Source organism: Erwinia sp. V71 (assembly GCF_965644245.1).
In the GTDB taxonomy this organism is placed as follows: Bacteria; Pseudomonadota; Gammaproteobacteria; order Enterobacterales; family Enterobacteriaceae; genus Erwinia.
This window is the reverse complement of record NZ_CBFFRK010000006.1, coordinates 45,370-71,036: the sequence shown is the minus strand read 5'-3', so window position 1 is coordinate 71,036 and position 25,667 is coordinate 45,370. Positions and strand designations below refer to the sequence as shown.

The following is a 25,667-nucleotide window of genomic DNA, read 5'->3' as shown; positions in this document are numbered from 1 at the left end:
TATTACCTGACCGGGAAAGGCAACGCTGCTCCCGGTGTGCAGAGGCGGCATCGCTGCCGCCTGGGGTTAATCGCGCCATGAAGCTTCGCGCTGCATCACGGGCAGTCGCGCGCGCGGCTGGCGCAGCGACGGCAGGCAGGCCAGCAATCCCTGAGTATAAGGATGCTGCGCCTGATGCAGCTGACCGGCTTCCAGCAGCTCGACAATACGTCCGGCGTACATCACCGCTACCCGATCGCAGAAATGGGAGACCAGCGGCAGGTCATGGCTGATCAGAATCAGTCCCATACCGCGCTGCGACACCAGTTCATCGATCAGCTTCAGGATCTCCGCCTGCACCGTCGCATCCAGCGCGCTGGTGGGTTCATCGGCGATCAGCAGCTCCGGGTCAGGCGCCAGCATCATGGCGATCATCACGCGCTGGCCCATCCCGCCAGATACCTCATGCGGATATTTCTGCGCCACCTGCTCAGGATCGCGGATCTTCACCTGTTGCAGCAGATCAATCGCCGCCGCCAGCGCAGCCTTTTTGCTGCCGCCTTTATGCTCGCGCCAGGCTTCGGCGATCTGCTGGCCAATGGTCATCACCGGATTCAGTGAATACTTCGGGTCCTGCAGAATAAAACCGACGCGCTTGCCGCGGATCTGACGCAGGGTTTTCTCCGACGCGCCACGCAGATCGATACCGTCAAAACTCAGTTTATCCGCTTCGATGCTGGCACTGCCGGGCAGCAGCTGCATCAGGCTGCGTGCGGTCAGTGATTTACCGGAACCGCTTTCGCCCACAATGGCGAACTTCTCTTTGCCAACGCTGAGGGATACGCCACGTACCGCCTCGAAACGCTCCGTGCGGTTACTGAAAGTAATACGCAGGTTTTCAATTTCGACCAGCATTTAGCGCTCCTTAGGATCGAGGACGTCCCGCATGCCGTCGCCGAGGAAGTTGAACGCCAGCGAGGTGAGGAAGATTGCGATACATGGCATCAGTGGCACCCACCATTCGCTGAACAGGAAGCGACGGGCGGTGGCGATCATGGTGCCCCATTCCGGTGACGGCGGCTGTGCGCCCATGCCGAGGAAGCCAAGGCTGGCGGCAGTGATAATAATTGAGCTCATATCCAGCGTAACGCGCACAATCAGGCTCGGCACACACAGTGGCATCACATGACGCAAGATAATGCGCAGTGGCGCGGCGCCGGTCAGGCGGCTGGCAGCGATAAAGTCGCTGTTGCGGAACTGCAATGTTTCGGCGCGCGCCAGGCGGGCATAAGGTGGCCAGGCCGTGAGCGCAATCGCCAGGATGGCACTTTCGACCCCCGGTTTCAGCGCGGCGACAAACGCCAGTGCGAGAATCAGGCGTGGAAAGGCGAGGAAGATATCCGTCAGACGCATCAGCGCCTTATCCAGCAGGCCACCGGTATACCCGGCGATGCAGCCAATCAGCAGACCCAGCGGTGCGGTGAGTACCACCACCGCAATCACCATGCCGAGCGTGGTGCGGCCACCGTAAATGATGCGCGTCCAGATATCGCGCCCCAGTTCATCGGTCCCCAGCCAGTGCTGCGCGGAAGGCGCGGCGAGGCGGTTGGACAGATCCTGGAAACCGGGTGTGTACGGCGTCAGCAGCGGTGCAAACAGCGCCAGCAGCAGCACCGCAAGGATCACCAGCAGTCCGGACATTGCCAGCGGGTTGCTGCGCAGTCCCAGCCACAGGCGGTAACGTCGCCCCCACACCGCCTGGCGACGGGTGGCGGGCGTTTCATCGAGCAGCCATGCTCGTGTCAGTTGTTTCATTTTACGCGTGGATCCCAGAGTCGGTAGAGGAGGTCGGCAAGCTGGTTGAGCAGCACATAAACCGTGCCGACCAGCAGCGTGGCGCCAACCACCGGATTCATATCAGCATTCATTAGTGAAGTGGTGAGGTACTGCCCCAGTCCGGGCCAGGCGAAGACGTTTTCGGTGACCACCGCGCCTTCGAGCAGTCCGGCGTAGGTCAGCGCCAGCACCGTCACCAGCTGCACGGCAACCGTGGGAAACGCGTGACGCCAGATCACCCGCCGTGACGACAACCCTTTGGCGCGCGCGGTAATGACGAATTCGCCACTCAGTGCGTTGAGCATAAAGGTGCGCGTCATACGGGTGATGTAAGCCATGCTGAAATAAGCGAGGATCAGAACCGGCTGCGCCATATGCGCCAGCGCATCATGGAAGGCGTCGATATCGCCCGCCAGCAGCGAGTCCACGGTCAGCAGACCGGTCACCTGCGGCACCATATCCTGGAAGATAATGTCCTGACGTCCCGGCCCCGGTGCGATACCGAGCACGGCGTAGAACACCAGCAGGCTAAGCAACGCCAGCACAAACACCGGCAGGGAATGCCCGGCCAGACAGACCACGCGGATAACCTGGTCGGTAGTTTTTCCCTGACGTACCGCCGCCCAGACACCGAGCGGAATACCAATAATGGCGGCGATAATTATCGCCGCCGTAGCCAGTTCGAGGGTCGCCGGGAAGAAGCGGGCGATATCGGTGGTCACTTCATTACTGGTCAGCACTGAACGGCCTAAATCACCGTGCAGCAGCTGGTTAATGTAGTGGCCGAACTGCACGTACAGGGGCTGATCCAGCCCCATCTCCTGCCTGACACGTTCCACAACCGACTGTGGCGCGTTATCGCCTACTGCTGCCAGCACCGGATCGGTTGGCATCACCCGACCAATAAAGAAGGTGAGGATCGACAAACCAAACAGCGTCAGCAGCAGGCTACCCAGCGAACTGAGAAAAGATTTCAGTGACGACATCAGGCTTTTTTCACCTGCTCATACGGGTTATCACGCAGTACCGTTAAGTGTACGCCAGTGATGTTTTTGCCACAGGCGAGGTTTTTGGTGTCCTGCATCATCTCAATGAACGGGCTCTTTTCACGATGCTCGCGCTGGATTTTTTCATACAGCGCCAGACGTTTCGCCGGATCTTTCTCGTGCAGCGCTTCAACCGTCATCTTGTTGAAGGCATCGTCGGACCAGCCGCAGCGCCAGGCGAGGGTGCGGTTACGTGCCTCAGTACTGTTATCGGTGTTCACGCAGAACGCTTCGGTATTGGAGTTCGGATCGAAATAGTCCGCGCCCCAGACGGTCAGCGCCAGCTGGTGTGAACGGGCGCGCATTTTGGTCAGCACCTGACGGTTTTCTGACGAGATCAGTGACACTTTAATGCCGACCGCAGCCAGCTGGGTTTGCAGTGCCTGAGCGATGTCCGGGTAAGGCTGCGCCGAGTAGTGATCAAGGGTGATCTCAAAGCCGTTCGGGTAACCGGCTTCCGCCAGCAGCGCTTTGGCTTTTGCCACATCCACTTTAAACGGCTGGTCGTCCAGTGCTGCCGGGAAACCTGACGGCAGGAAGCTCTGATGCACGCGGTGAGTCAGCGGCAGAATGTTTTGCTGGATGCTGTTGTAGTCAATCGCCCATTTCAGCGCCTGCCACACCTGCGGCTTCTTCAGGTGTTCATGGGTGGTGTTGCACGACATCAGCATAATGCTGGAGACATCGGCTTTAATCACGTTGAAGTTGCTGTCGCCCTGCAGCGGTTTCAGCTGCTCGGTAGTGAGGTCACGCGCAATATCCACATCGCCTTTCTGCAGCATCAGCAGCTGAGCTGCCGGGTCGACGATATGCTTGATGATCACGCGTTTGGTCGCGGTTTTGGACGGATGCTGCGCGTTTTTCTCCAGGATAATGCTTTCGCTGGCTTTCCATGAACGCAGGGTGAACGGACCGGAACCGGCGCTGTTCTGTTTGATCCAGGCATTGCCCTGATCGCCATTCTGCTGATTCGCCAGCGCCGCTTTTTTCTGTACGATGCTGCCGACAGGGGCAGACAGGCAGTAGAGCAGGAAGGTTTCCGCCGCCGGCTCGGCCAGGTTAAGCACCAGCGTTTTGGCATCTTTCGCTACAATCATCTGCTCGGCATTCTCTTTGGTAAAGCCGAACTGGTTGATAATAAAGGCCGGGCTTTTATCCAGTTTGACCACACGCTGCAGGGAGAACGCGGCGTCTTCGGCGGTCAGTGGTGAGCCATCAGAGAATTTCACGGTTGGATCAAGATGGAAGGTAAAGGTTTTGCCGTCTTCGCTCACTTCCCAGCTTTGTGCCAGTTCACCTTTAATTTCACTCGGTTTATCCGGGTTAGGCATCACCAGACGCTGATAAAGGTTACCCACCACTTCAGAGCCAATCGCTTCGAAACTTTCTGCCGGGTCGAGGCTGGTCATGTTGTCGATTTGCATTGCCATGACCAGCATGCTGGCTGGGGTGGCGGCGAAGGCGGTGTTGATGGACAGATACGACAGGAAAGGCACGGCGGAGCATCCTGCAAGAAAACGTCTTCTGGTAACCATGATTTCTCCAACTATTTGATATTTAGTAATAATTTTAAGTTATGTTGCTGTTTTAACCTTGACATCCCTGGTAAGAGAGGCGCATTAATAATGCATCCGGAGAAAGCTGTTGCTCTGCGTGGCAGCAGTGCACCTTTTTGGGGCGCATGCGCTTTCACGAGGCATTTTTCTCACTCTGTTCATCCGTTTACGGGATTTTTTACATGTCTGACATCGTTTCTCCTGACGCCACGCTGGTACCGGTTTTTGACGGTCACAATGATGTGTTACTGCGCCTGTGGCGCTCACATGCCGACGATCCGGCTGGCGCATTTATTCATGGCCCTGCGGCGGGTCAGATGGATTTGCCACGCATTCAACAGGGCGGTATGGCAGGCGGCCTGTTTGCCGCCTATGTGCCTACCGGGGGGGTTAAAGCAAGAAACGCGCCAGGAAAATTAGATTTCGCCAGCGTGCCGGCAACGCCGGGGCAGGATGAAGCGCGCGAGATTACCTTTTCGATGCTTAGCACCTTGTTGCGTATCGAAAAAATGTCGGCAGGACAGGCGAAAATCTGCCGCAGTGGCGCCGATATCCGCCACTGCGTTGAACAGGGTGTGCTGGCAATGGTGATGCATATTGAAGGCGCGGAAGCGCTGGATGCGGACCTGGAACTGCTGGAGGTGTTGTACGCCGCCGGTCTGCGTACCCTTGGCCCGGTATGGAGCCGCACCAATATCTTTGGTCACGGAGTGCCATTCCGCTTCCCGTCATCACCGGATATCGGCCCGGGGCTGACGGAGGCCGGATTACGCCTGGTGCGCGCCTGTAACCAGCTGCGCATTATGGTCGATCTGTCGCATATGGATGAGAACGGCTTCTGGCAAACGGCGGAGATCTCCGACGCGCCGCTGGTGGCCAGTCACTCCAATGCCCATGCCCTGTGTGCCCAGTCGCGTAATCTCACCGACAGACAGCTGGCGGCGATCCGCGAGCGTAATGGTTTTGTTGGCGTCAACTTTGGCACCATGTTCCTGCGCGAAGATGGCAAAAAGAACCCGGATGCGACCGTGGATGAGATTGTGCGCCATGTCGACTATCTGCTGGAAAAAGTGGGTGAAGATGGCGTCGGCTTTGGCTCTGACTTTGATGGCACCACGATTCCGTTTGATATGAAAGATGTCGCCGGACTGCCGCTGCTGGTGCAGGCGCTGGCACACCGCGGTTACGATCGCGCGCTGCTGGAGAAGATTTGCTGGCGTAACTGGGTGCGGGTGCTGGAAGCCACCTGGGGAGAATAATCACGCAATTGCGCCAATCCGGCATCCTCTTTGCATAGCTTAAGGTTATAGGTTAACCATCAAATGAGAACGAGCCATGCGGTTGCGTCATATCGAAGTGTTTCAGGCTATTGTGCAGAGCGGCACCATCAGCGGCGCGGCACGGTTGTTAAACGTGTCGCAGCCGAATGTCAGCCGGGTACTGAGTCACGCGGAGCAGCAGCTGGGGTTTTCGCTGTTTGAACGGCGCAATCAGGGGCTGGTGGTGACCGCCGAAGGCCGTCGTTTGCTGCCGGAAGTGGATGAACTGTATCAGCGTTTGCAGGCGATAAATCAGCTGAGCGAACAACTGCGTAAAGGCGAGGGTCAGACGGTACGTCTTGGTGCCGCGCATGCCTTTGGTCAGATGGTGCTGGCGCCTGCGCTGGTCACTTATCGCCAGCAGGCAGCGGCAGGTGATGTCGAACTGGTGACAGAACACTTCAGTGCCCTGTGCCAGGGCATTCTGCGTGATGAACTCGATTTTGCCCTGGTATTCGGCCAGCAGGTGCATGCGGATCTGCTGGCGGAGCCGTTGTTTCACTCCTCAATGGTGGCGGTGCTGCCGCTGGACAGCCCGCAGCAGGGACCGGTGACGCTCGAATGGCTGTGCCAGAATAATTTGTTAATGATGCAGAACCAGGACCCGCTGGGCCGGGTGCTGCATCGCGCGCTGCGCGACAAGGCGCTGCAGCCTGCTGCTTCGTTGTATATCAAAACCTACTCGGTGATTGCCGATATGGTACTGGCGGGGGGCGGCGTGGGTATTGTCGATCTGTTTACCGCCTGCCGTTATTGTGGCCAGTTGAAGATTGTGCCGATTGCCCAGCCACTGCCGTTTGAAGTGATGCTGATTAGCCGGCGTGATCAGCCACAATCGCAGTCAACTTTGCAGCTAAAACAGGTGATCCGGCAGAAATTGTGGGACATCGCACGCCAGTGCGAAACGCTGTTTTTTACCCCGTCACACCCGGCGCAGGGGCAGTAAATCGCCCTGCAGCTGTCTCACTCCAGGAATTAACGCCTACCACTTCGCTTTTCAGCCAGCTAAAATGCAGCAAGCCGCAAGGCGTGTTTTTTCTTCCATAACAAGGTTCTGTCACAGATGCGGATTTTGCTGAGCAACGATGATGGTATTCATGCGCCGGGGATTCAGGTTCTGGCCAAAGCCCTGCGTGAATTTGCTGAGGTGCAGATTGTGGCGCCCGATCGCAACCGCAGTGGTGCGTCGAACTCGCTGACGCTGGAAACGCCGTTACGCACGTTCCCGTTTCCGAACGGCGATATCGCGGTGCAGATGGGCACGCCGACCGACTGCGTCTATCTTGGCGTGAATGCGCTGATGCAGCCGAAACCCGATATCGTGGTATCCGGCATCAATGCCGGGCCGAATCTGGGTGATGACGTGATTTACTCCGGTACGGTGGCGGCGGCAATGGAAGGGCGACATCTTGGCCTGCCGGCGCTGGCGGTGTCACTGGATGGTCATCAGCATTATGAAACCGCCGCGGCGGTAACCTGCAACATTCTGCGCGCACTGCAGCGTGAGCCGTTGCGCACCGGGCGCATCCTGAATATTAATGTACCGGATCTGCCGCTGGAACAGATTAAGGGCATCCGCGTGACCCGTTGTGGCAGTCGTCATCCTGCCGACCAGGTGATCCCACAGCAGGACCCGCGTGGTAATACGTTGTACTGGATTGGCCCGCCGGGTGATAAATTTGATGCCGGCCCGGACACCGATTTCGCCGCAGTGGACGAGGGCTATGTTTCTGTCACCGCATTGCATGTCGATCTCACAGCGCATGGCGCACAGGAGATGCTGGCGGGCTGGTTAATCAAATCCGGGGTCAGTAAGTAATGGTAAGCAAGCGAATTGATACGTTGCTGGCGCAGCTGCGTCAGCAGGGCATTGATGATGAGCGCATATTGCAGGCGATTGCCGATGTGCCGCGCGAACGTTTTGTTGATGAGGCCTTTGAACATAAGGCCTGGGAAAACGTCGCCTTACCGATTGGCTCCGGCCAGACGATTTCGCAACCTTATATGGTGGCGCGTATGACGGCGCTGCTGGAGCTGACGCCCGGTTCGCGCGTGCTGGAAATTGGCACCGGTTCGGGCTACCAGACGGCGATTCTGGCGCATCTGGTGGAGCATGTCTGCTCCGTCGAGCGCATCAAAGGGCTGCAGTGGCAGGCCAAACGGCGGCTGAAGCAGCTCGATCTGCACAATGTTTCCACCCGCCACGGCGATGGCTGGCATGGCTGGCCCGCGCGTGGGCCGTTTGACGCCATTATCGTCACTGCCGCACCGCCAGAAATTCCGACTGAACTGATGGCGCAGCTGGATGAAGGCGGCATTATGGTGCTGCCGGTCGGTGAGGACCAGCAGGTACTGAAACGCATCCGGCGTAAAGGCGGGGAATTTATTGCCGATACGATTGAAGCGGTGCGTTTTGTCCCGCTGGTGAAAGGTGATTTAGCCTGACGCGGACGCGTCCTTGCATTTCTTCACAACTGTTTCATGGCACGCTTGTTTTGATATTGTTAGTATTATTAGCAATTTCTGCCTGTTGCAGAGCGATATTCGCATTTTATGGCGACTGTTTGCCGAGTTTTTACCTGGATTTATCTAAGTTTTGCCGTCACGGGGGATCAATGAGCACGGGAAGCCCAGTATTTAAATTAAGCCGTATCGCGGCACTTTCACTGGTAAGTTTTTGGCTGGCGGGTTGCGCCAATAATGGTAATACCACGCGTGCGCCCATTAGCAGCGTTGACGGTAACAGCGGCGATTCAGGCCTTGTCAGCACGCCACCGAGCCGTGGCGGTATGCTGAGCGGCGGTGCGCCGGTCATGTCCCGCGGTACGGCGGATACCCCGGTTCAGACGATGAACGGGCGTATTGTCTACAACCGCAGTTATGGGAATATTCCCAAAGGCAGCTACGGCGGCGGCAGCACATATCAGGTAAAACGCGGCGATACGCTGTTCTATATTGCCTGGATTACCGGCAATGATTATCGCGATCTGGCGCAGCGTAATAATATCCCGGAGCCTTACAGCCTCAACGTTGGTCAGAATCTGCAGGTCGGCAACAGCGCGGGAACGCCAATTACCGGCGGTAATGCGATTACTGTTGCGGACGCAACGCAGGGCGGCGTACCGCTGACACCGGGATCGACGCAAATTAAATCAGCAACGGTTGCACAACAACCGGTTATTACGTATTCTGAGGATTCTGGTAAGTCGACGGGAGGCAAAATGTTGCCTTCAGCGGGAACAACTGTTGCAACGACAACAGCCCCGGTTACCGCCCCGACTGTCAGCAGCACTACCTCCAGCGCCACTCCGGTTGGCAGCTGGCGTTGGCCGACTGACGGTAAGATTATCGATAACTTCTCCGCTTCTGAAGGCGGGAACAAAGGTGTCGATATCTCGGGGTCACGTGGACAACCTGTGGTATCAACCGCCTCCGGGCGAGTGGTATATGCGGGTAACGCGCTGCGTGGTTACGGTAATTTGATTATCATCAAACATAATGATGATTACCTGAGCGCCTATGCGCACAACGACTCAATGCTGGTCCGCGAGCAACAAGAAGTGCAGGCGGGTCAGAAGATTGCGACGATGGGCAGCACAGGTACCAGTTCAGTTAGATTGCATTTTGAAATTCGTTACAAGGGGAAATCCGTCAACCCGTTGCGATATTTACCGCAGCGATAAACCGGCAGAACCCTGAAGCTTGGTGTTCTGCCCTGGGATCACGGGTAGGAGCCGCTTATGAGCCAGAATACGCTGAAAGTTAACGAGTTACACGAAGATGCGGAATTCGACGAGAACGGAGCTGAGATTTTTGACGAGAAGGCTCTTGTCGGAAACGAACCTGGTGATGACGATTTAGCTGAAGAAGAGTTGATGTCGCAGGGTGCGACGCAAAGAGTGCTGGATGCCACGCAGCTCTATCTGGGAGAGATCGGATATTCTCCGTTGTTAACGGCAGAGGAAGAAGTGTTCTTCGCTCGCCGCGCATTACGGGGCGACATTCCTTCACGTCGCCGCATGATCGAGAGTAACTTACGCCTGGTGGTGAAGATCGCCCGACGTTACAGCAATCGTGGTCTGGCGCTGCTGGACCTGATTGAAGAGGGTAATCTCGGCCTTATCCGCGCCGTAGAGAAGTTTGACCCGGAAAGAGGGTTCCGCTTTTCCACGTACGCCACCTGGTGGATTCGTCAGACTATTGAACGGGCGATTATGAATCAAACCCGTACCATTCGTCTGCCGATCCATATCGTAAAAGAACTCAATGTTTATCTGCGTACAGCACGCGAGCTTTCTCACAAACTGGATCATGAGCCAAGTGCGGAAGAGATCGCTGAACAGCTTGATAAACCTGTTGATGATGTCAGCCGTATGCTGCGTCTCAACGAACGCATTACCTCAGTCGATACCCCATTAGGCGGGGATTCGGAAAAAGCGCTGCTGGATATTCTGGCCGATGAGAAAGACAACGGTCCGGAAGACACCACGCAGGACGATGATATGAAACAGAGCATCGTCAAATGGCTGTTCGAACTGAACGCCAAGCAGCGTGAAGTGCTGGCGCGTCGTTTCGGCCTGCTGGGCTATGAAGCGGCCACGCTGGAAGATGTGGGTCATGAAATTGGTTTGACCCGCGAGCGTGTGCGTCAGATTCAGGTTGAAGGCCTGCGTCGTCTGCGTGAAATTCTGCAGACCCAGGGACTGAATATCGAAGCCCTGTTCCGCGAATAAGAACGCGATTCAGTGTAAATCTGGCTGAGTACAGGTAGATGCGAAAAGCGGTGGCGTAAGCCACCGCTTTTTTATTGCCTGTTTTCCCGCAGAGAAAGAGCGTCTCAGGTTCACCAGTCGTTTAATCATTGCCATCCTGGTTCTGAATCACTGCCATCAACAGGCCATCTCTCATACCAATGGCCCGTTGTGATGTCTGCAGTTATACCAGCGCTTTTAAACGGTAGATCCATTCCAGTGCCTGACGCGGCGACAGGGAATCGGGATCTAACGCTTCCAGAGCTTCCACGGCAGGGGAGGTTTCTTCCACCAGCAGGGGTAACTGCGCACCGTCGGTGCTGGACGCCGCGGCACTGCCAGACAGGGCTTCCAGTTCTTTCAGCTTCTGCCGCGCACGTTTAATCACCTCTTTCGGCACCCCGGCCAGCGCTGCGACCGCCAGACCGTAACTCTTGCTGGCCGCGCCATCCTGCACGCTGTGCATAAAGGCGATGGTATCACCATGCTCAATGGCATCGAGATGCACATTGACCACCGCTTCCATTTTTTCCGGCAACGTGGTGAGTTCGAAGTAATGCGTCGCGAACAGCGTCATGGCTTTAATCCGGCTTGCCAGGCTTTCCGCACAGGCCCACGCCAGCGACAGACCGTCATAGGTGGAGGTGCCGCGGCCTATTTCATCCATCAACACCAGGCTGTGCTCGGTAGCGTTATGCAGAATGTTGGCGGTTTCCGTCATTTCCACCATAAAGGTCGAACGTCCTGATGCCAGGTCATCTGCCGCTCCGACGCGGGTAAAGATGCGATCTACCGGACCAATTGTGGCCTGCTCTGCCGGGACAAAACTGCCGATATAAGCCATGAGCGTGATCAGCGCAGTCTGGCGCATATAGGTACTTTTACCGCCCATATTCGGGCCGGTAATGATCAGCATGCGGCGCTGTGGTGACAACTGCAATGGGTTGGCGATAAACGGTTCTTTCAGCACCTGTTCCACCACCGGATGGCGACCACCCGTCACACTGATACCGGTTTTGTCACTCAGCGTTGGCCGGGTGTAGTTTAGCGTCCAGGCGCGCTCAGCAAGGTTGGACAGCACATCCAGTTCGGCCAATGCCGCGGCGCTCAGCTGTAACGCTTCCAGATGCGGCAGCAGCAGTTCAAACAGCTCATCATAAAGGCTCTTTTCCAGCGCCAGCGCTTTGCCTTTTGAAGTCAGAACCTTGTCTTCATACTCCTTCAGCTCAGGAATAATGTAGCGCTCAGCATTTTTCAGCGTCTGGCGGCGGACGTAGTTGATCGGCACCAGATGGCTTTGCCCGCGGCTGACCTGAATATAGTAACCATGTACTGCATTAAAGCCGACTTTCAGCGTATCGAGGCCCAGCCTTTCGCGCTCACGAATTTCCAGACGGTCGAGATAATCGGTCGCACCATCCGCCAGCGCACGCCACTCGTCCAGCTCAGCATTGTAGCCAGGGGCGATAACGCCGCCATCACGCACCAGCACCGGTGGTGATTCAATAATGGCGTGTTCCAGCAATTCACGCAGCTCATCAAACTGACCCATATTACTGCGCAGTGTTTGCAGGTACGGCACCTGACTGTCTGCCAGTTGTGCCTGAAGAGCTGGCAACTGCTGGAAAGCATGACGCATACGCGCCAGATCGCGCGGGCGGGCAGTACGCAGTGCCAGGCGTGCCAGAATACGCTCTAAATCGCCAACCTGACGCAGGGACGGTTGCAGTTCGGCCCCCGTTTCCTGCAGGGCGGTGATACTTTCCTGACGATGGTTAATGGTAACAGCATCACGGATTGGCATATGCAGCCAGCGCTTCAGCATGCGGCTGCCCATTGGCGTCACGGTGCGGTCCAGCACTGACGCAAGGGTATTCTCAATGCCACCCGCCAGGTTTTGCGTGATTTCCAGATTACGCCGGGTAGCGGCATCCATAATGATGCCATCCTGCTGGCGCTCCATGGTGATGGAGCGGATATGCGGCAGGGCAGTACGCTGGGTGTCTTTGACATATTGCAGCAGACAGCCGGCGGCACGCAGCGCCATATGCGCCTGCTCGACGCCAAAACCGGTCAGATCGCGGGTGCCAAACTGCAGGTTAAGCTGCTGGCGGGCGGTATCGGGTTCGAATTCCCACAGTGGACGACGGCGCATGCCACGGCGATTTTCAATCAGTTCCATGGCAGCAAAATCTTCCGGATAGAGCAATTCTGCCGGATTAGTCCGCTGCAGCTCTGCCGCCATGGTCTCTTTGTCAGTCGGTTCCGCAACGCGGAAGCGGCCAGAGCTGATATCGAGGGTCGCGTAGCCAAAGCCGCGCGAGCCCTGCCAGATGGCCGCCAGCAGGTTGTCCTGACGCTCCTGCAACAGCGCTTCATCACTGATGGTGCCTGGCGTCACAATGCGCACCACTTTGCGCTCCACCGGCCCTTTGCTCAGTGCCGGATCGCCAATCTGTTCACAGATCGCCACGGATTCACCGAGCTGCACCAGCTTAGCCAGATAGTTTTCCACCGCATGGTGTGGCACGCCGGCCATCGGGATCGGCTCACCTGCAGAGGCGCCACGTTTGGTCAGGGAGATTTCCAGCAGCTGCGAGGCGCGTTTGGCATCGTCATAAAACAGCTCATAGAAGTCGCCCATGCGGTAAAACAGCAGAATTTCCGGATGCTCGGCCTTCAGGCGCAGGTACTGCTGCATCATTGGGGTATGGTTTTCTACCCCCTCAATTGTAACACTCTTGTCTTTGATTTTACTATATTTATCCATTTATCAAAACTCTAAGGTGAGTGTGTTTTGGTATACATTAACACACACACAGCGAAAAAATGTATACTATATGTATATCAGCGATTCGCTTTGCTGAACGAAAAACAGACTGGTATACAAATCATATGAAAATCACTTTAAATCAACAGCTTGTAGTAAAGACACTATCGATTGATTTTAAGCCCAAAATTATGCCTGATGGTCAGTTGATCTTTGAGCTAAACGAACAGCGTAAACCGTACTTTATCACAGACGCGCATAGGGAAGCCCCAGTCGGATTTGGCGTCAAAGTGTCAGCTACAAAGAAGACCTACTACATACAAAGACGTGTTGCAGACTCTGATAGTGGAATGCAGGTTATCAGAGCCACATTAGGTAACGTCAGTGATTTTGAGAACATTGCACAAGCACGCGAGAAGGCTCGCAAGTATGTGCAAGATATGAAGTTGACGAAGCGTAATCCAAACAAGGTTCAGCGTGAAACTGACGCTTCAGAATTAACTGTTAAAGAAATATTTGAACAGTATCGCAATCATTTAACAACACGTTCTAAACCGGCGAAACCTAATACCATCATTGTTTTTAATAAAGCTGAAAATAGATTGAAAGAATGGTCTGATTTAAGGATAAAAGATCTTACTGGTAACGAGATTTTAAGAAAGTTTGACGAAATAGCAATAAGAGCACGAACGGCAGCGGAGCAAACATTTAGATGGATTAATGTTGCTGTCAAACATGCTATCGAGATTGAGGCTATTAATGCACAGACACAGCAAAGACAACCAAGCATAATTTATAATCCATTTTCTATATTGGCTGTGCAGAAGAAATATAGAACACGTTCAGAGTTAGAAGAGAATTATAGAGAAAAGAATATACGAAATCCGCTATCACCACGTGATACATTAAAGCAGTTTTTAGACGCTATATATTACAAGCGTTTTACTAATAGGCTTGGTGCTGATTATCTTCTTGTAACTATTTTGTCTGGTACAAGAAAAGAAGAATCGGCGTCCTTATGTTGGCGTGATAAAATAACAGACGAAGAGGCAAAAAGAACTAACTTTGTCGATCTTAAAAATAGAATTATTTTTTTCTATGATACGAAAAACAGGAATAATCATACTCTTCCTATATGCGATGCAATGTATAGGATTTTAGAAGATAGAAAAGATCTTGTTGAGGAAAACTATATAGGCCATGCAAGGCTAGAAAAATTTGTCTTTCCTGCTCGCTCTAAAAAAAGCAAGGCTGGGCATTACTCAGATTCAAAAGAACTTCGTATTAAGCTTTGCGAAGAAGCTGGGATTATAAAACTAGGTGTTCATGATTTGCGGCGCACTTTTGGACGTATAGCCGAAGAATTAGCATCATATGCGGTAGTTAAAAGATTGCTTAATCATAGAAATACTACTGACCCAACGGAACGTTATGCAGACCCTGATTTTGAGCGAATTAAAGAAGCTATGCAAAGGATTGAGCTAAATATATTATCTAAATCACCCAGGCTTTATAATGACCTTCTGGCGTCTGAAAAATATCCGCCTTTACCTATTGAATCTTAATCATTCTGGTTTAGTCAGCAAGGAAGCTGACTAAAACTATCTAATATTTCTAAATTATGTATATTATCGTATTCTAAATAAACGTCATTAACATCTATTAGGTCTGTATCAAATGCAAAATCAAATGTGTCATATATAACGCTTTCATCATGCTTAATATAGTATTGATATTCATTAATCATTACTCTATGTCCAGCATTAACTAAGCGTTGATGCAATGCGCGTTTGTTTTTCTTCGATAAGTTCATATCAGTAATAACTTTATTTAAAGCTTCAAAGTTCTTGTTAGACGGGGTGTCATCGAATATTTTCATTTGTTTGTCTAAATCTTTCTGCGTTGTGTGTCCAATAAAAGCTACTTGTGAAGAATCTGTCTGTTTTTTTTCAATGTTTTTAACTATCATATGGCGTTTGTTGAATAATGCTTTTGATAGCGTTGTCCTTTCTGCTAGATATTCATTATCATAGACACAATAAAAAACATTGCTATCTTCGATATCTTTTATATTTGCTCTGGACTTTAATTTATCTAAAAATTCCGCTTCATTATAATGATGATAACGTTTCTCTCTTCTGTATTTTGCCAATTCTTCTTTATAAGTACCAAAAGTAGAAATTAATCTCTTTCCTTTTATTTGCTTGTCATACTCAAAAGACCAGTTATCACCATTAAACAGGTTGTTTTCTTTTGTTGTATACTTCAACACGTAGTTTATGACTTTTTGACCATTGTTGTTAATGTTGATATTTTTGCTATTAAGGTAATCGCTATTTTTTAAGTCTTTCTTTGATATTTGTTTTTGTTTTATTTTGTCGTATTTATCAGAAGATATAACTCTGGAAATGTCAACTATTATTCCTGAACTATAATCATTTGGATCAAATAAATTAGCCTTCATTAATTCTCGTGAAACATGTTTTAACCATATTTCGCTTAAAAGAGCTTTGCTAATATAATGGTGTTTAAAATATGTATTTTTAACTTGTAATAAGGCGTGTATATGTGGGTGGCAGCGATTTTTTTCTGTTTTCCCTCTCGTTATTTCAAATGTTCTGACGCCACCAACTAAAAAACTGCTGAGTTCAGATTGTATCATTCTTTTGAAAGCTGTGGACATTGCACTCATTACAGCAGAAAGATCTCTAATTAATGGGTTATTTACAGTTAAAGTAATAAAGAGAAAACCGTCGTTATCACGTTCTGTTATCAGGGAAGGTATGATTTTCATAATTTCGTCTTGCCATATAAAGGATCTCACTCTTTGGCAGTCTGGGCAATGTCTATCACGACAACGATTAGTAAGAATGTTGTATGCGTAATCATTTGCTATAAGTGAAAATCGATTTAGATTGCAACCAAATATTCTGTTAGCTCTTTGTTTAACTGAATTTAAGCCTGTTGTAGTACTTCGCCTATAAAAGTGTTTTGCTAACTCTATATTTTGGGATTTTCTCTTGTTAAGAATATCTGCATTTATTTTTGCTAATTCCGTTAGCTTATATTTGACATCTATTATTTGTTGTGTAATATTTAACATGTAGATACTTTAAAGCCTCCTATTTATTTGACTGTGGTAAGTTAATAGATAAGAGGTTTTTTCTTTTTTGTCAAATATAGATATCTATTTATTTTAATAAATTTTCTCTCAGGGATTAATCCCTGCCGAAGGGCAAACCCTTATACAGAAACAATATTTTCCCAATATTTTCTCACGCAAAATTAACCTTATGCCTTGCGGCACAAGGTTTGCGTGGAAATATTTTTACCGCCGTTGTTTCTGTATAATCAAGTAGAGGGCGCAGCTAATGTGCGCCTATATTTCATTTTTTGCAATTTTACATTTATTGTTGATGTTTTTGCAATGCTTACTAGAAAGGGATAATAATGGGGGTTGCCCCATTATTTAAAATACTTATCATATTTAACGAATAACGCCATTTTGCATTTTAATCACTTTCCATGCCATGTTGCCGTTATTATGCGAGTTAAACGTCCTGTCGCCAATGTCATAGATAACACCAGTAATATTCACTTTCTGACCTTTTTTGTATTTCAAAATATCATCATCTTGACCAGCGTAATAAGTCAGCAGAACAGCCCCACCGCAATATTTCGTATCAGCCGTCTGAAAAATGATGGCGTAAGTTTTATGATCTCGCTGCGCACCAAGGTACTTCATTGTATCGTATGCCTCCTGCGCTTCCAGAACCGTGGCATTGCTTATGCTGACCTTCTTACCAACCCAGTTCTTTTTGCCTGCCATCGCATTGGCTTCATAATCACGACAAATAACGCTTAAACCGTTAACGGTGTTGACGGGAAGGTTATCCGTTTCGGATGTACTACTTTTATTACCAGAAGGGCTTAAAACACTATTTAAAGAAGAGAATGACGAGCTTAATGTATCAGCAGCATTATTTAACTGCTGGCACCCTGCTGTCATCATAAACGATGGAAAACATAAAGCGGCAATGGTTCTTTTCATTAAGATGCACCTATGTCTTTTAATAAAGCTATCTGTACCAGATGGTTTTATTTCTTTTTGAAAAATAAATTACCAGAATAGGGAGGAGCAACATCAAGATGAAAATGCCATATCCAACTACTGAACTGTGCGCCATCACCCCAGCACAAACACCGAAAATCGCACCAACGATACCGCATGGAATGATTGTGGCTGCAACTTGTCTTTCCTGCTTCTGCAAATGACGAGCAAGTGAGCTGACTTTTTCAGCCCCACAACCACGACAAACCGTAGCTTCCTCATGAACTGCGGCTTTACAAAATGGGCACTCTGACATGTTCTTTCCTTACTATGAGTTCATAACTAATTGATATAATTGATCCATTTTGAAAGGGCTGTCATATCGTTTGTATCGATCAAAAATCGAATTATGATAGGTTTTATCTATAATAATATCTTATATCGATCGGTTAAATCAATTGTTTCACCGATCGATGATGTGTGTTTTGATAGTTTTTGACTATCGTGAGTTGCTAAATGATCGTTTATACCGATCAAATTGATCATTAAAATCATTTGTCTTATAGGTAGAGGGTTCACTTCGTTCGCCTTCTACCCTTGCCAAGTTTTTCTATGGTAGAGTTGTCAATCACTAAATCGGAACCCTTAAAAGGGAACCCCCGATTAAGCGTTTGACAATTTAGGCTTAGGAGTCGTTTTTATGTATGTTTTCGAATTTGCAAGAACTTATCAATTCACAGAAGATGAAATAAAAGAATATATAGAAGAGAATAATATAGACGACATAGGTAAGATTAATGTTGACGATCTTATACATTTCACCTGCGGAAAATATAAAATCGCAGGTTGGGGTGATGATTGTTTAACAGAAGAAAGTGACAATAATGAAGATGATTTTATTATAGCTTCTGTTGAGCTGTTAGCTGAAAAGCTCAATAAAAAGAAAATAGATGTTGCTCCAGAATATTACAAATATTTATTTGACGAGGACGAATAACCAAATAAAAGCCCTCAAAGGGCTTTTATTTATTTTCTTTGTAATATTCAAGTTCCATTCCTATCATTTCTCTACACTCCAATCATTTAATATTTCGTTGCCTCTATTCCTGTTTCTATCTTGACTAATATAATGTTTTTTACTTTCAAGGTAACCAATAATACAAGGCAATAGATCTTTTACTGTTTCAGCATCAGCATTAATGTTTAAATCTAATACTTTCAAGATACTACCAGCCAAAATATATTTTTGATGGTCAAAAGCTTTTTTGTCTTTTTTAAGTTTTTGGAGAGTTTCTTTTTTCGATCTTTCCTTAACTTGTTGTATCTTACGTTTATAACCTTCTATTAATTCATCATTCGTTTTTTTCATTGCTCACCACTTTTATTTCTATTTTTTAGTTTTTTCGCAACCTGCAAAATATTATATTCTTTCACGGTATCATCGTATTTCTTTTTTAAACTGCTCATTTTATTACTGACTTTCCTTGTGGCTATATCCTCCATCATTGAATATAAATACATCAAACAAAACAACACACCAATTAAAATCAACATATATTTACCTCGACTTTTTATTTATATATAACTCTTTTAATAAATATGTCAAATTTGATTATTTTTTCAAATCCGTTATTTTATATATATAGAGAGAGACGTGGTTATTATTGTTTTATGTTTTGGCGAAGACAAAATATAAAAGCAATACCCATATACACAAAGTTTCGCTACGCTTACTTTGTAATGGGCCTGGCAGGGGCCTCTTAAAATCAAAAGCAAGGGCATACAGCAAAACCAAAAAAACAAAGGATTTCAAGAAATGGCAATATATAGTTTTCAATGTAATATAGTCGCAAGAGGCCAAAGGCTGAACAATGCCGTTGCTCATTCCGCCTATATCAACCGCATAGACGACAAAAACGAAAAAGACGGCACAAGCTGGCATTATGCACATAAAGCTGATGACGTAGCTTTTAGTGATGTACTGTTGCCAAGCGGTGCCAGTAATGATTTTAAAAATCCGTCTTATCTATGGAACACCGTTGAGAAGAAAGAAAATAGGTCTAATAGCCGTCTTGCTCGTGCTTTTATTATTGCATTACCCAACGAATTGACACTTGAACAAAATAAAGAGTTAACCGAGAATTTCATAAAAGAGAACTTTACTAGCGTTGGCATGATTGCAAACTATGCGATACATAAGGATAAAAAAGATAATATTCATTGCCATATTATGACTACTACAAGAGAACTTGATCCCTCTGGTAAGCAGTTTGCAAAAAACAATGTTATTGGCAGGGAGTGGAACAATAAAGAAAACGTAGAAAAATGGAGATTATCTTGGGAGGATGATACTAATAGTTATTTGACAAAATATAATCATGATTCAAGAATAGACAGAAGAACTTTAAACGCTCAGCTTTTAGAAGCGACAGAATATTTTGAAAATAATCCCACGCCTGAAAATTATAAACGTGTTGTCTTGTTGGATAGAACAGCGTTTAAAAGAGTGCCTCAAAAATATTTAAAAGAAGAACAATCAAAAAGGTTTGAAATAAAAATACAGATTGAGAGAAAATCAGAAAAAGAATATAAACGTTTTAAAGATCTTCTCAATGCTCCTGAATCAATAATTATTGAAAATAGAAATCCTGATCCAGTTGTTCGCCGTCCAAGACAAAAAAAACAAAACAACGAAACACTTCCGATTGTTCCTGTTTCCGCTGTTTGTGCGGAAAATACCAGCGAACCCATGAAAGTAAAAGAATATGTTTATAAAATACCATTTAAAGAACGATTCAAATCACGACTTGAATATTTAGCGAATAAGAGACTTTTCAAAAAGCAAAAAAAAGAAATGAAGAAAAGGATTAAAAATGGAGAGTATTGGAATTCTGATGATTTTGTGAAATCCCAAAAGATGGCAAATACAGATCATTTAGCAGTCAAGGATTACGAAAACTATCAAACCTTTCTGAAAGATAAACAAACAAAAGAAATATTTGTGAAATTGAAGATTGGCGGAAATAAAATAAAAGACTATGATATTATAATGACAAATGACTATAAAATAAAAGTAAAGCCGAAAAGAAAAATAGGTTATGGCTTATAAGTAAAAAAGTATCGAGTTGAAATTAAGATTTTTACTGCCAGCACACAATCAATTATGAAAGTGTGCTTTCAGTGTGATAAGCCCTTAGCTAGATTATTTGCACTCATCCATTTTTTCAATGTCGTTTACAGATGCATTAATACTATCTCTACTGTACCCATACTTAACATCTTTAATAACATCTACCTTATAGGATTCACCATTAATGCATAACTTCCATTGATTTATGTCTCTATAAAAAATTGCTTTTTCATGGTATCCTATGTATCCGACATAGCTAGAATCGGTTTTTTTTAAAACACTCCCATCAACAAGTTCAAATTTATTATTCTCGAAGCTATCTATTTCTACTTTACTTGCATCAGTAGGTTCAGACCGAAGTTGTTGTATACGTTCTACTACATGAAGATTTTCGGGGTTGGTAAGTTCGACAATACCCAGATATATCATTGGCTTGAGGTTTTCATTCATCAAAGTCTTATTTGGAACACAAACCCCAGAAATATTGGTGTCTGGTAGCTTTTTACCATAAATTTTTTGTGACTTGCACTCACCATTTTTATTCGCATGATAAAGCCCTGTTGCGTCTGCATATTTTCCAGCAAATGTCAGATTAGAAAAGGAAATCAATATAGAAGAGAACACTATTAGCCATATCCATTTCATGATAATCACCAAAAATTAAAAAATATTAATATATGACTGACTTGTCATTTGCTATCAGTTAGCAACCGATTATAACTTATGCAACTTTACCATAAAATCTGCTACCTATGTCAGTCTAAACATAGATAGAGCATATTTTTTCGGCAAAATTGGGTGGAAGTTTTATCCCCCTCCCTCAATCACTTAAATCAACGCGAGTAGGGCGTGGGAAATGAGAACCATAGGACGCCAGCTCAAATATGAGCTAATACGCTAATACGATGGATTGCGCAAATTTTTTTTGATTAACCTATTGTATCTACTGGTTTTTATTCGAATTTGAGTTTTGTGGTAATTTGTATAGTATAAATAATGTTCTAAAAAAACCGCTTTTTGCCTACTCTTCCTAATAAATGTATACCATGTGTATATTCATTTTATGTATATCAATATTAGTATATTAAAATCATTCGGTTATGAGTTGTTTTTTATATTGCTGCATCATCGGAGTGTGGGCTGAGAAGTCCTTGTCTGCAGACTCTGTCATAGTGATTTAACTCATTGTTCAGGTTTGAAAATAATCAAGTGGCTGATCGTTAGCCTGCTTAAACCCATTTAAGCCATGCGAAAGGCGAAAGGGCCTATCTTAACACTGACCCGCAGGGGGATTCATCCGTAAGACCGCAGCGGTGACCGGCAGACCTTAGCAGGCGGGCGGCGGGAAGGGTATCTGATTTTCGCAATCAAGTGTGATGTTACGTGGTGGCTCGCAATTTTTCGCGTGTTTTACATCCTGCTGACGTCATACCGCCCAACGCACGTATGGCTCGTGTGTGGTTTTGGTCATGGTTCGTAAGCTTTTCAGACTGACTGGTAAATTTTTATTGCCAGTAATTATGATATGTAAAATAATTATCATTTAGATTATCAATAAAAATTTAAGCGCGTATCTGCTTTTGCCAGTGCTGAAACCGATTTGCACCTTGTGTTACTGGAGGTTGCTGGACCAGAACCTCCTGTTTTCCTCGTTTTGCCTGGCGTTTGGCTGTATGGAGAGAAGCACTGTGACTTACACACCGCACACTGCAGGAATTCGGCTGCAGGCTAATGCTGTCGCTGATTACTGGCGCTTGCCCGCATTTCTGCTGTTGTCTCTGGTTTTTCACCTGGTCATCGTGATGGCTTTTTTACGTGCTAAACCGGAACCTTCCTGGCTGATGGCCGGACGTGAAGGTGGGGTGATGGCGATGACGTTGCTGAGTGTGGCTGAATCCCGGCCGAATACCTCTGCAACAGCAGCAGCGAACGTTACGATGCTTGCTCCGCCGCCGCAATCCGCTCAGCAGGCTGCTGCGACGGTGACGGTGCCTGACGCGGTCATTCCACTGCGCAACGCTGCGCAACAGCAAACCCGGGCTGATCAACCCACCAGAACAGAAAAACCGCGCACGCCGCCACGCCCGGAAAAACCCCTGCACTCCAGCCCGCAGCGTAATGAAAACCCGGCCCGTCAGGAAAAACGTATCACCACTGCCGTTGCTGAGCGGCCATCGCCGTCCCGTGAAACGGCAAGTCACGCTGAGGTCAGCCCCAATAAGGTGCAGGCGGCGCAAACCCATGCAGTGAACGGCGCGACCAGCAGTACTTCGGCGGAAAAAACAGGATCGGCGAGCAGTGGTCATGCAGCCCAGGGCGCAGGCAGCAGCAATAACGCCAGTTTTAAGGCGCTGCATCGTCGGGTGAATTACCCGCAGCGTGCCAAAGCGCTGGGCGTGGAAGGGCGGGTGCGTATTCAGTTTGATGTGACTGCCAGCGGCACGGTGACCAATGTACGAATTTTATCGGAAACACCGCGTGGTGTGTTTGCGGCGGCAATACAGCCGGATATTACCCGCTGGCGCTATCAGACCCAGCAGGCGGTGAGCGATCAGGTGGTCTCCATCGTTTTTAAACTGAATGGCCAGGTACAGCTGGAAAATTAAAACACAGCAGTCATAACCGTATTTTTTACCTTGGGAAAAGAAAGTGAAGAACAAATTAGGCCTTGTTATGGCAATCAGTTTATTGCCTGGCGTTGTCTGCGCGCAGCGGGAAGAGATCGCCACCCAGCAGCAAACCAGTAACGATACCCAGCCGCAGGAAACGGACAGCACAACCTCGGAAGATACCATTCTGGTGCGTTCGACGCCGACCAGCCAGTCAATGGGTACGCAGATTTTGACCAAAGAGCAGATTGAACGTTTGCCGACAGGGAATGGGAGTGTGACGGAGCTGCTGAAACGCAATCCGAATGTGCGTTTTGGTAATTCCACAGATAGCAGTACCACTCCGGGGGAGCTGGCTCCGGAGCGCGTCTCGTTCCATGGTGAGAAGTTTTATAACAACAACTATATGATCGATGGTTTGTCGAACAACAATACCATTAACCCAGGGGCGAATAATGGTGAGTTAAGTAACTCCCCCGATGGTTATTCACCCACAGACCTCCCAGCGGGAGGGACTCAGTCATTCTGGATTAACTCTGAGTTGATCGAACAGCTGGAAGTCTTCGACAGCAACGTATCGGCAAAATATGGTGATTTTACCGGGGGGGTTGTCGATGCACGCTTAAAAGATCCTCAGTTGGATAAAGCTTCCGGGAAGATCTCTTACCGCACAACCCGTGACAGCTGGACGCGATATCATATAGATGTCAATGAAGCGGAAGATTTTGAGTCGGCCATCGATCTCGATCAGCAGCCTAAGTTTAAAAAAGAGTTTTATACGTTTAGCGCTAACCAGCCGCTGAGTGATAAAGCCGGTTTTATTTTTGCGTATAACCGCCAGAAATCGACGATTCCCAATTACGCGCAATGGCTTGGTCAGTGGGAAGATCAAATTCGTTTATCAGAAACGTATTTGCTGAAAGGCATCTATCTGGCGGATAACGGCGACAGCGTCCGTCTGACGGGAATGTATGCGCCACATGAATCCAAATATTTTAAAAAAGATGCGAAGAATGGCAGTTTTACCAACACCGGTGGTGGTTACCGCGTCAATATGGAGTGGGAGCATATTGCGAACTGGGGGAAGGTGAACAGCCTGGCGGGTTACCAGTTTGAAGAGAATAAAATCCAGCATGAGTCAGATTCGCATCTGACCTGGCGACGTTATTATATACCTTCTAATTTTGTTTCTGATGCGATTGACTGGGTCAGTTCTACTCCTGCATCTAATTACCAAAATGCGATGATAGGTGGTTATGGTACTTATTCTACCGAAAAGCGCACTACCACGTTTAAACAGGATTTTGAGCTTAACCCGCTGGCTTTAGCAGGGATACAGCATCAGGTCGATCTAGGCTGGGAAGTCGATTTTTATAGTGCACGTTATAAGCGCTTTAATGATGTTACGGTGAGTCGCGGTACAGTCACTGTTGATACCTCCGTCGTCTGCCAGCAGGATGACCCCTACTGTATTGATGGCGAACAGTATTTTAAATCATTGACGCTATATCCGGCCCGTGAGGTGACAGGCAACTATATTAACTACGCCCTGTATCTGCAGGACAGCATGACCTTTGGCAACCTGGAGGTGACTCCCGGGGTACGTGCCCAGTATGATGACTTCCTGCAAAACCTGACCCTGGCACCGCGTTTTGCGACGTCTTACGACCTCTTTGGTGACCGGACAACCCGTATATTCGGCGGTGCAAACCGTTATTACGGCCAGAACCTGCTGGCGTATAAGTTACGCGAAGGTATCAGTTCCTACGTTATTCGCACCCGTACTAATGCAAGCAGCGCCTGGACTGATGGCGACCTGCGAACTGCATCCATTGACTACGATATCTCGGATCTGAAAACGCCATACAGTGACGAAGTGACACTTGGCGTGTCGCAACGCGTTATCGATACCCTGTGGACGGTGAAATGGGTGGGGCGTAACGGCCAGGATCAGTTTGGCCGTGAAACGATTACTAACGATGAAGGTAAGCGCTATTACATATTGCAGAATAATGCCAAAACTCATGGCAGCACTTTCTCACTGACCGCCGAACCTATCAGCCCCACACAGTTTGACTGGGGGGAGCTTAGCTGGTCACTGGGAGCCAGTTACGTGAAAAACAAGTCCAGTGCACATGCATATTATGACCAGAGCGCTGACGATGAGGAGATGGTGATTTTCGATGGCAAGCTGATGGAGCGCGGCGCGATGAGTGCGCTGGACTTCAATTCGCCATGGAATGCGTTTATCAACGTCAATACTTATTTCCCTTCGTTGCGAGTGAACTGGAACCATAACCTGAGCTATACCGCCGGTTATACCGGCTACAAAACGCAGACGGTGAGTTGCCCGGGCAGCAACAGCGCCTGTGGCAGTTATGAAGGTGATGCCACCGAGTATCAAAAGGTTAAATATAAAGATTACTTCTCCTATGACTGGCGTTTCAGCTATTCGCAACCGGTTTACAAAGATCAGACTATCGATCTGACACTGGATGTGATCAACGTGCTGGATAACGTGATCGAAACCTCACAGCCAACCACCAGTGCCAGCAGCACCGCGACCGTGACTTACAAAACCGGACGTCAGTTCTGGCTCGGCGTCGCCTATAACTGGTAA

22 protein-coding genes are annotated in these 25,667 nt (G+C 48.3%); 11 read left to right on the top strand and 11 right to left on the bottom strand.

Annotation, left to right across the window (positions count from 1 at the left end; genetic code table 11):
• Positions 1-66: 66 nt before the first annotated feature.
• The 4 genes from ACSZO1_RS02590 to ACSZO1_RS02575 are packed head-to-tail and all read right to left on the bottom strand — an operon-like array spanning position 67 to position 4,396.
• A complete protein-coding gene (locus ACSZO1_RS02590; protein ID WP_437609227.1) occupies positions 67-894 on the bottom strand; it encodes an ABC transporter ATP-binding protein in 828 nt (275 codons plus the stop codon).
• Entirely contained in the window at positions 895-1,794 is a 900-nt protein-coding gene (locus tag ACSZO1_RS02585) for an ABC transporter permease (protein WP_437609225.1), read from the bottom strand. It abuts the gene before it with no gap.
• Complete coding sequence (locus ACSZO1_RS02580) at positions 1,791-2,801, bottom strand: ABC transporter permease (RefSeq protein ID WP_437609223.1); 1,011 nt, start codon at positions 2,799-2,801, stop codon at positions 1,791-1,793. The genes ACSZO1_RS02585 and ACSZO1_RS02580 overlap by 4 nt, the downstream gene beginning before the upstream one ends.
• Positions 2,801-4,396 (bottom strand): ABC transporter substrate-binding protein, encoded by a 1,596-nt coding sequence (locus tag ACSZO1_RS02575; protein ID WP_437609222.1) that lies wholly within the window; start codon positions 4,394-4,396, stop codon positions 2,801-2,803. The genes ACSZO1_RS02580 and ACSZO1_RS02575 overlap by 1 nt, the downstream gene beginning before the upstream one ends.
• A gap of 203 nt (positions 4,397-4,599) precedes the next feature.
• Between ACSZO1_RS02575 and ACSZO1_RS02570 the strand changes: the two genes are divergently transcribed.
• The 6 genes from ACSZO1_RS02570 (at position 4,600) to rpoS (ending at position 10,469) form a co-directional block, all read left to right on the top strand.
• Positions 4,600-5,676 (top strand): dipeptidase, encoded by a 1,077-nt coding sequence (locus ACSZO1_RS02570; protein ID WP_437609220.1) that lies wholly within the window; start codon positions 4,600-4,602, stop codon positions 5,674-5,676.
• Positions 5,677-5,752: 76 nt separating this feature from the next.
• Entirely contained in the window at positions 5,753-6,682 is a 930-nt protein-coding gene (locus ACSZO1_RS02565; RefSeq protein WP_437609218.1) for a LysR family transcriptional regulator, read from the top strand.
• Between the two features lie 117 nt (positions 6,683-6,799).
• Positions 6,800-7,555 carry a 5'/3'-nucleotidase SurE gene (gene surE, locus ACSZO1_RS02560; protein ID WP_437609216.1) on the top strand — a complete coding sequence of 252 codons (756 nt, stop codon included), beginning with the start codon at positions 6,800-6,802 and terminating at the stop codon, positions 7,553-7,555.
• Positions 7,555-8,181 carry a protein-L-isoaspartate(D-aspartate) O-methyltransferase gene (locus tag ACSZO1_RS02555; protein ID WP_437609213.1) on the top strand — a complete coding sequence of 209 codons (627 nt, stop codon included), beginning with the start codon at positions 7,555-7,557 and terminating at the stop codon, positions 8,179-8,181. The genes surE and ACSZO1_RS02555 overlap by 1 nt, the downstream gene beginning before the upstream one ends.
• Positions 8,182-8,351: 170 nt before the next feature.
• The gene (nlpD, locus tag ACSZO1_RS02550; protein ID WP_437609211.1) at positions 8,352-9,419 is read left to right on the top strand and encodes a murein hydrolase activator NlpD; all 1,068 of its coding nucleotides are present in this window, start codon (positions 8,352-8,354) and stop codon (positions 9,417-9,419) included.
• 57 nt (positions 9,420-9,476) lie between these two features.
• Positions 9,477-10,469, top strand: coding sequence for an RNA polymerase sigma factor RpoS (gene rpoS, locus ACSZO1_RS02545; RefSeq protein WP_437609209.1), 993 nt, complete (start codon positions 9,477-9,479; stop codon positions 10,467-10,469).
• A 202-nt stretch (positions 10,470-10,671) separates the two neighbouring features.
• On the opposite strand, the gene mutS is transcribed toward rpoS, so the two are convergent.
• On the bottom strand, positions 10,672-13,257 hold the full coding sequence (gene mutS / locus ACSZO1_RS02540; RefSeq protein ID WP_437609206.1) for a DNA mismatch repair protein MutS: 2,586 nt from the start codon (positions 13,255-13,257) through the stop codon (positions 10,672-10,674).
• Between the two features lie 125 nt (positions 13,258-13,382).
• On the opposite strand from mutS, the gene ACSZO1_RS02535 reads away from it, so the two are divergent.
• Positions 13,383-14,822 (top strand): tyrosine-type recombinase/integrase, encoded by a 1,440-nt coding sequence (locus ACSZO1_RS02535; RefSeq protein WP_437609204.1) that lies wholly within the window; start codon positions 13,383-13,385, stop codon positions 14,820-14,822.
• 14 nt (positions 14,823-14,836) lie between these two features.
• Here the strand turns inward: ACSZO1_RS02535 and ACSZO1_RS02530 are convergent, their stop codons facing one another.
• From ACSZO1_RS02530 to ACSZO1_RS02520, 3 genes are all read right to left on the bottom strand, one after another.
• The gene (locus ACSZO1_RS02530; RefSeq protein ID WP_437609202.1) at positions 14,837-16,360 is read right to left on the bottom strand and encodes a protein rep; all 1,524 of its coding nucleotides are present in this window, start codon (positions 16,358-16,360) and stop codon (positions 14,837-14,839) included.
• Between the two features lie 384 nt (positions 16,361-16,744).
• Entirely contained in the window at positions 16,745-17,308 is a 564-nt protein-coding gene (locus ACSZO1_RS02525; RefSeq protein ID WP_437609200.1) for a hypothetical protein, read from the bottom strand.
• Positions 17,309-17,336: 28 nt separating this feature from the next.
• Positions 17,337-17,624, bottom strand: coding sequence for a hypothetical protein (locus ACSZO1_RS02520; RefSeq protein WP_437609198.1), 288 nt, complete (start codon positions 17,622-17,624; stop codon positions 17,337-17,339).
• A gap of 384 nt (positions 17,625-18,008) precedes the next feature.
• On the opposite strand from ACSZO1_RS02520, the gene ACSZO1_RS02515 reads away from it, so the two are divergent.
• A complete protein-coding gene (locus tag ACSZO1_RS02515; protein WP_437609196.1) occupies positions 18,009-18,305 on the top strand; it encodes a hypothetical protein in 297 nt (98 codons plus the stop codon).
• 63 nt (positions 18,306-18,368) lie between these two features.
• Here the strand turns inward: ACSZO1_RS02515 and ACSZO1_RS02510 are convergent, their stop codons facing one another.
• Together ACSZO1_RS02510 and ACSZO1_RS02505 are read right to left on the bottom strand one after the other, a co-directional pair.
• Positions 18,369-18,677 (bottom strand): hypothetical protein, encoded by a 309-nt coding sequence (locus ACSZO1_RS02510; RefSeq protein ID WP_437609193.1) that lies wholly within the window; start codon positions 18,675-18,677, stop codon positions 18,369-18,371.
• Positions 18,674-18,862 (bottom strand): hypothetical protein, encoded by a 189-nt coding sequence (locus ACSZO1_RS02505; RefSeq protein ID WP_437609191.1) that lies wholly within the window; start codon positions 18,860-18,862, stop codon positions 18,674-18,676. The genes ACSZO1_RS02510 and ACSZO1_RS02505 overlap by 4 nt, the downstream gene beginning before the upstream one ends.
• A gap of 262 nt (positions 18,863-19,124) precedes the next feature.
• On the opposite strand from ACSZO1_RS02505, the gene ACSZO1_RS02500 reads away from it, so the two are divergent.
• Positions 19,125-20,417, top strand: coding sequence for a MobA/MobL family protein (locus tag ACSZO1_RS02500; RefSeq protein ID WP_437609189.1), 1,293 nt, complete (start codon positions 19,125-19,127; stop codon positions 20,415-20,417).
• Positions 20,418-20,510: 93 nt separating this feature from the next.
• On the opposite strand, the gene ACSZO1_RS02495 is transcribed toward ACSZO1_RS02500, so the two are convergent.
• Positions 20,511-21,083 (bottom strand): hypothetical protein, encoded by a 573-nt coding sequence (locus ACSZO1_RS02495; RefSeq protein WP_437609186.1) that lies wholly within the window; start codon positions 21,081-21,083, stop codon positions 20,511-20,513.
• Positions 21,084-22,240: 1,157 nt separating this feature from the next.
• On the opposite strand from ACSZO1_RS02495, the gene ACSZO1_RS02490 reads away from it, so the two are divergent.
• Entirely contained in the window at positions 22,241-23,044 is an 804-nt protein-coding gene (locus ACSZO1_RS02490; protein WP_437609184.1) for a TonB family protein, read from the top strand.
• 43 nt (positions 23,045-23,087) lie between these two features.
• Positions 23,088-25,667 carry a TonB-dependent receptor plug domain-containing protein gene (locus ACSZO1_RS02485; RefSeq protein WP_437609182.1) on the top strand — a complete coding sequence of 860 codons (2,580 nt, stop codon included), beginning with the start codon at positions 23,088-23,090 and terminating at the stop codon, positions 25,665-25,667.

Bases quoted from the DNA above. Each gene is read 5' to 3' on its own strand.
- ACSZO1_RS02590 (WP_437609227.1), bottom strand. From the start codon at position 894: ATGCTGGTCGAAATTGAAAACCTGCGTATTACTTTCAGTAACCGCACG.
- ACSZO1_RS02585 (WP_437609225.1), bottom strand. From the start codon at position 1,794: ATGAAACAACTGACACGAGCATGGCTGCTCGATGAAACGCCCGCCACC.
- ACSZO1_RS02580 (WP_437609223.1), bottom strand. From the start codon at position 2,801: ATGTCGTCACTGAAATCTTTTCTCAGTTCGCTGGGTAGCCTGCTGCTG.
- ACSZO1_RS02575 (WP_437609222.1), bottom strand. From the start codon at position 4,396: ATGGTTACCAGAAGACGTTTTCTTGCAGGATGCTCCGCCGTGCCTTTC.
- ACSZO1_RS02570 (WP_437609220.1), top strand. From the start codon at position 4,600: ATGTCTGACATCGTTTCTCCTGACGCCACGCTGGTACCGGTTTTTGAC.
- ACSZO1_RS02565 (WP_437609218.1), top strand. From the start codon at position 5,753: ATGCGGTTGCGTCATATCGAAGTGTTTCAGGCTATTGTGCAGAGCGGC.
- surE (WP_437609216.1), top strand. From the start codon at position 6,800: ATGCGGATTTTGCTGAGCAACGATGATGGTATTCATGCGCCGGGGATT.
- ACSZO1_RS02555 (WP_437609213.1), top strand. From the start codon at position 7,555: ATGGTAAGCAAGCGAATTGATACGTTGCTGGCGCAGCTGCGTCAGCAG.
- nlpD (WP_437609211.1), top strand. From the start codon at position 8,352: ATGAGCACGGGAAGCCCAGTATTTAAATTAAGCCGTATCGCGGCACTT.
- rpoS (WP_437609209.1), top strand. From the start codon at position 9,477: ATGAGCCAGAATACGCTGAAAGTTAACGAGTTACACGAAGATGCGGAA.
- mutS (WP_437609206.1), bottom strand. From the start codon at position 13,257: ATGGATAAATATAGTAAAATCAAAGACAAGAGTGTTACAATTGAGGGG.
- ACSZO1_RS02535 (WP_437609204.1), top strand. From the start codon at position 13,383: ATGAAAATCACTTTAAATCAACAGCTTGTAGTAAAGACACTATCGATT.
- ACSZO1_RS02530 (WP_437609202.1), bottom strand. From the start codon at position 16,360: ATGTTAAATATTACACAACAAATAATAGATGTCAAATATAAGCTAACG.
- ACSZO1_RS02525 (WP_437609200.1), bottom strand. From the start codon at position 17,308: ATGAAAAGAACCATTGCCGCTTTATGTTTTCCATCGTTTATGATGACA.
- ACSZO1_RS02520 (WP_437609198.1), bottom strand. From the start codon at position 17,624: ATGTCAGAGTGCCCATTTTGTAAAGCCGCAGTTCATGAGGAAGCTACG.
- ACSZO1_RS02515 (WP_437609196.1), top strand. From the start codon at position 18,009: ATGTATGTTTTCGAATTTGCAAGAACTTATCAATTCACAGAAGATGAA.
- ACSZO1_RS02510 (WP_437609193.1), bottom strand. From the start codon at position 18,677: ATGAAAAAAACGAATGATGAATTAATAGAAGGTTATAAACGTAAGATA.
- ACSZO1_RS02505 (WP_437609191.1), bottom strand. From the start codon at position 18,862: ATGTTGATTTTAATTGGTGTGTTGTTTTGTTTGATGTATTTATATTCA.
- ACSZO1_RS02500 (WP_437609189.1), top strand. From the start codon at position 19,125: ATGGCAATATATAGTTTTCAATGTAATATAGTCGCAAGAGGCCAAAGG.
- ACSZO1_RS02495 (WP_437609186.1), bottom strand. From the start codon at position 21,083: ATGAAATGGATATGGCTAATAGTGTTCTCTTCTATATTGATTTCCTTT.
- ACSZO1_RS02490 (WP_437609184.1), top strand. From the start codon at position 22,241: ATGGCTTTTTTACGTGCTAAACCGGAACCTTCCTGGCTGATGGCCGGA.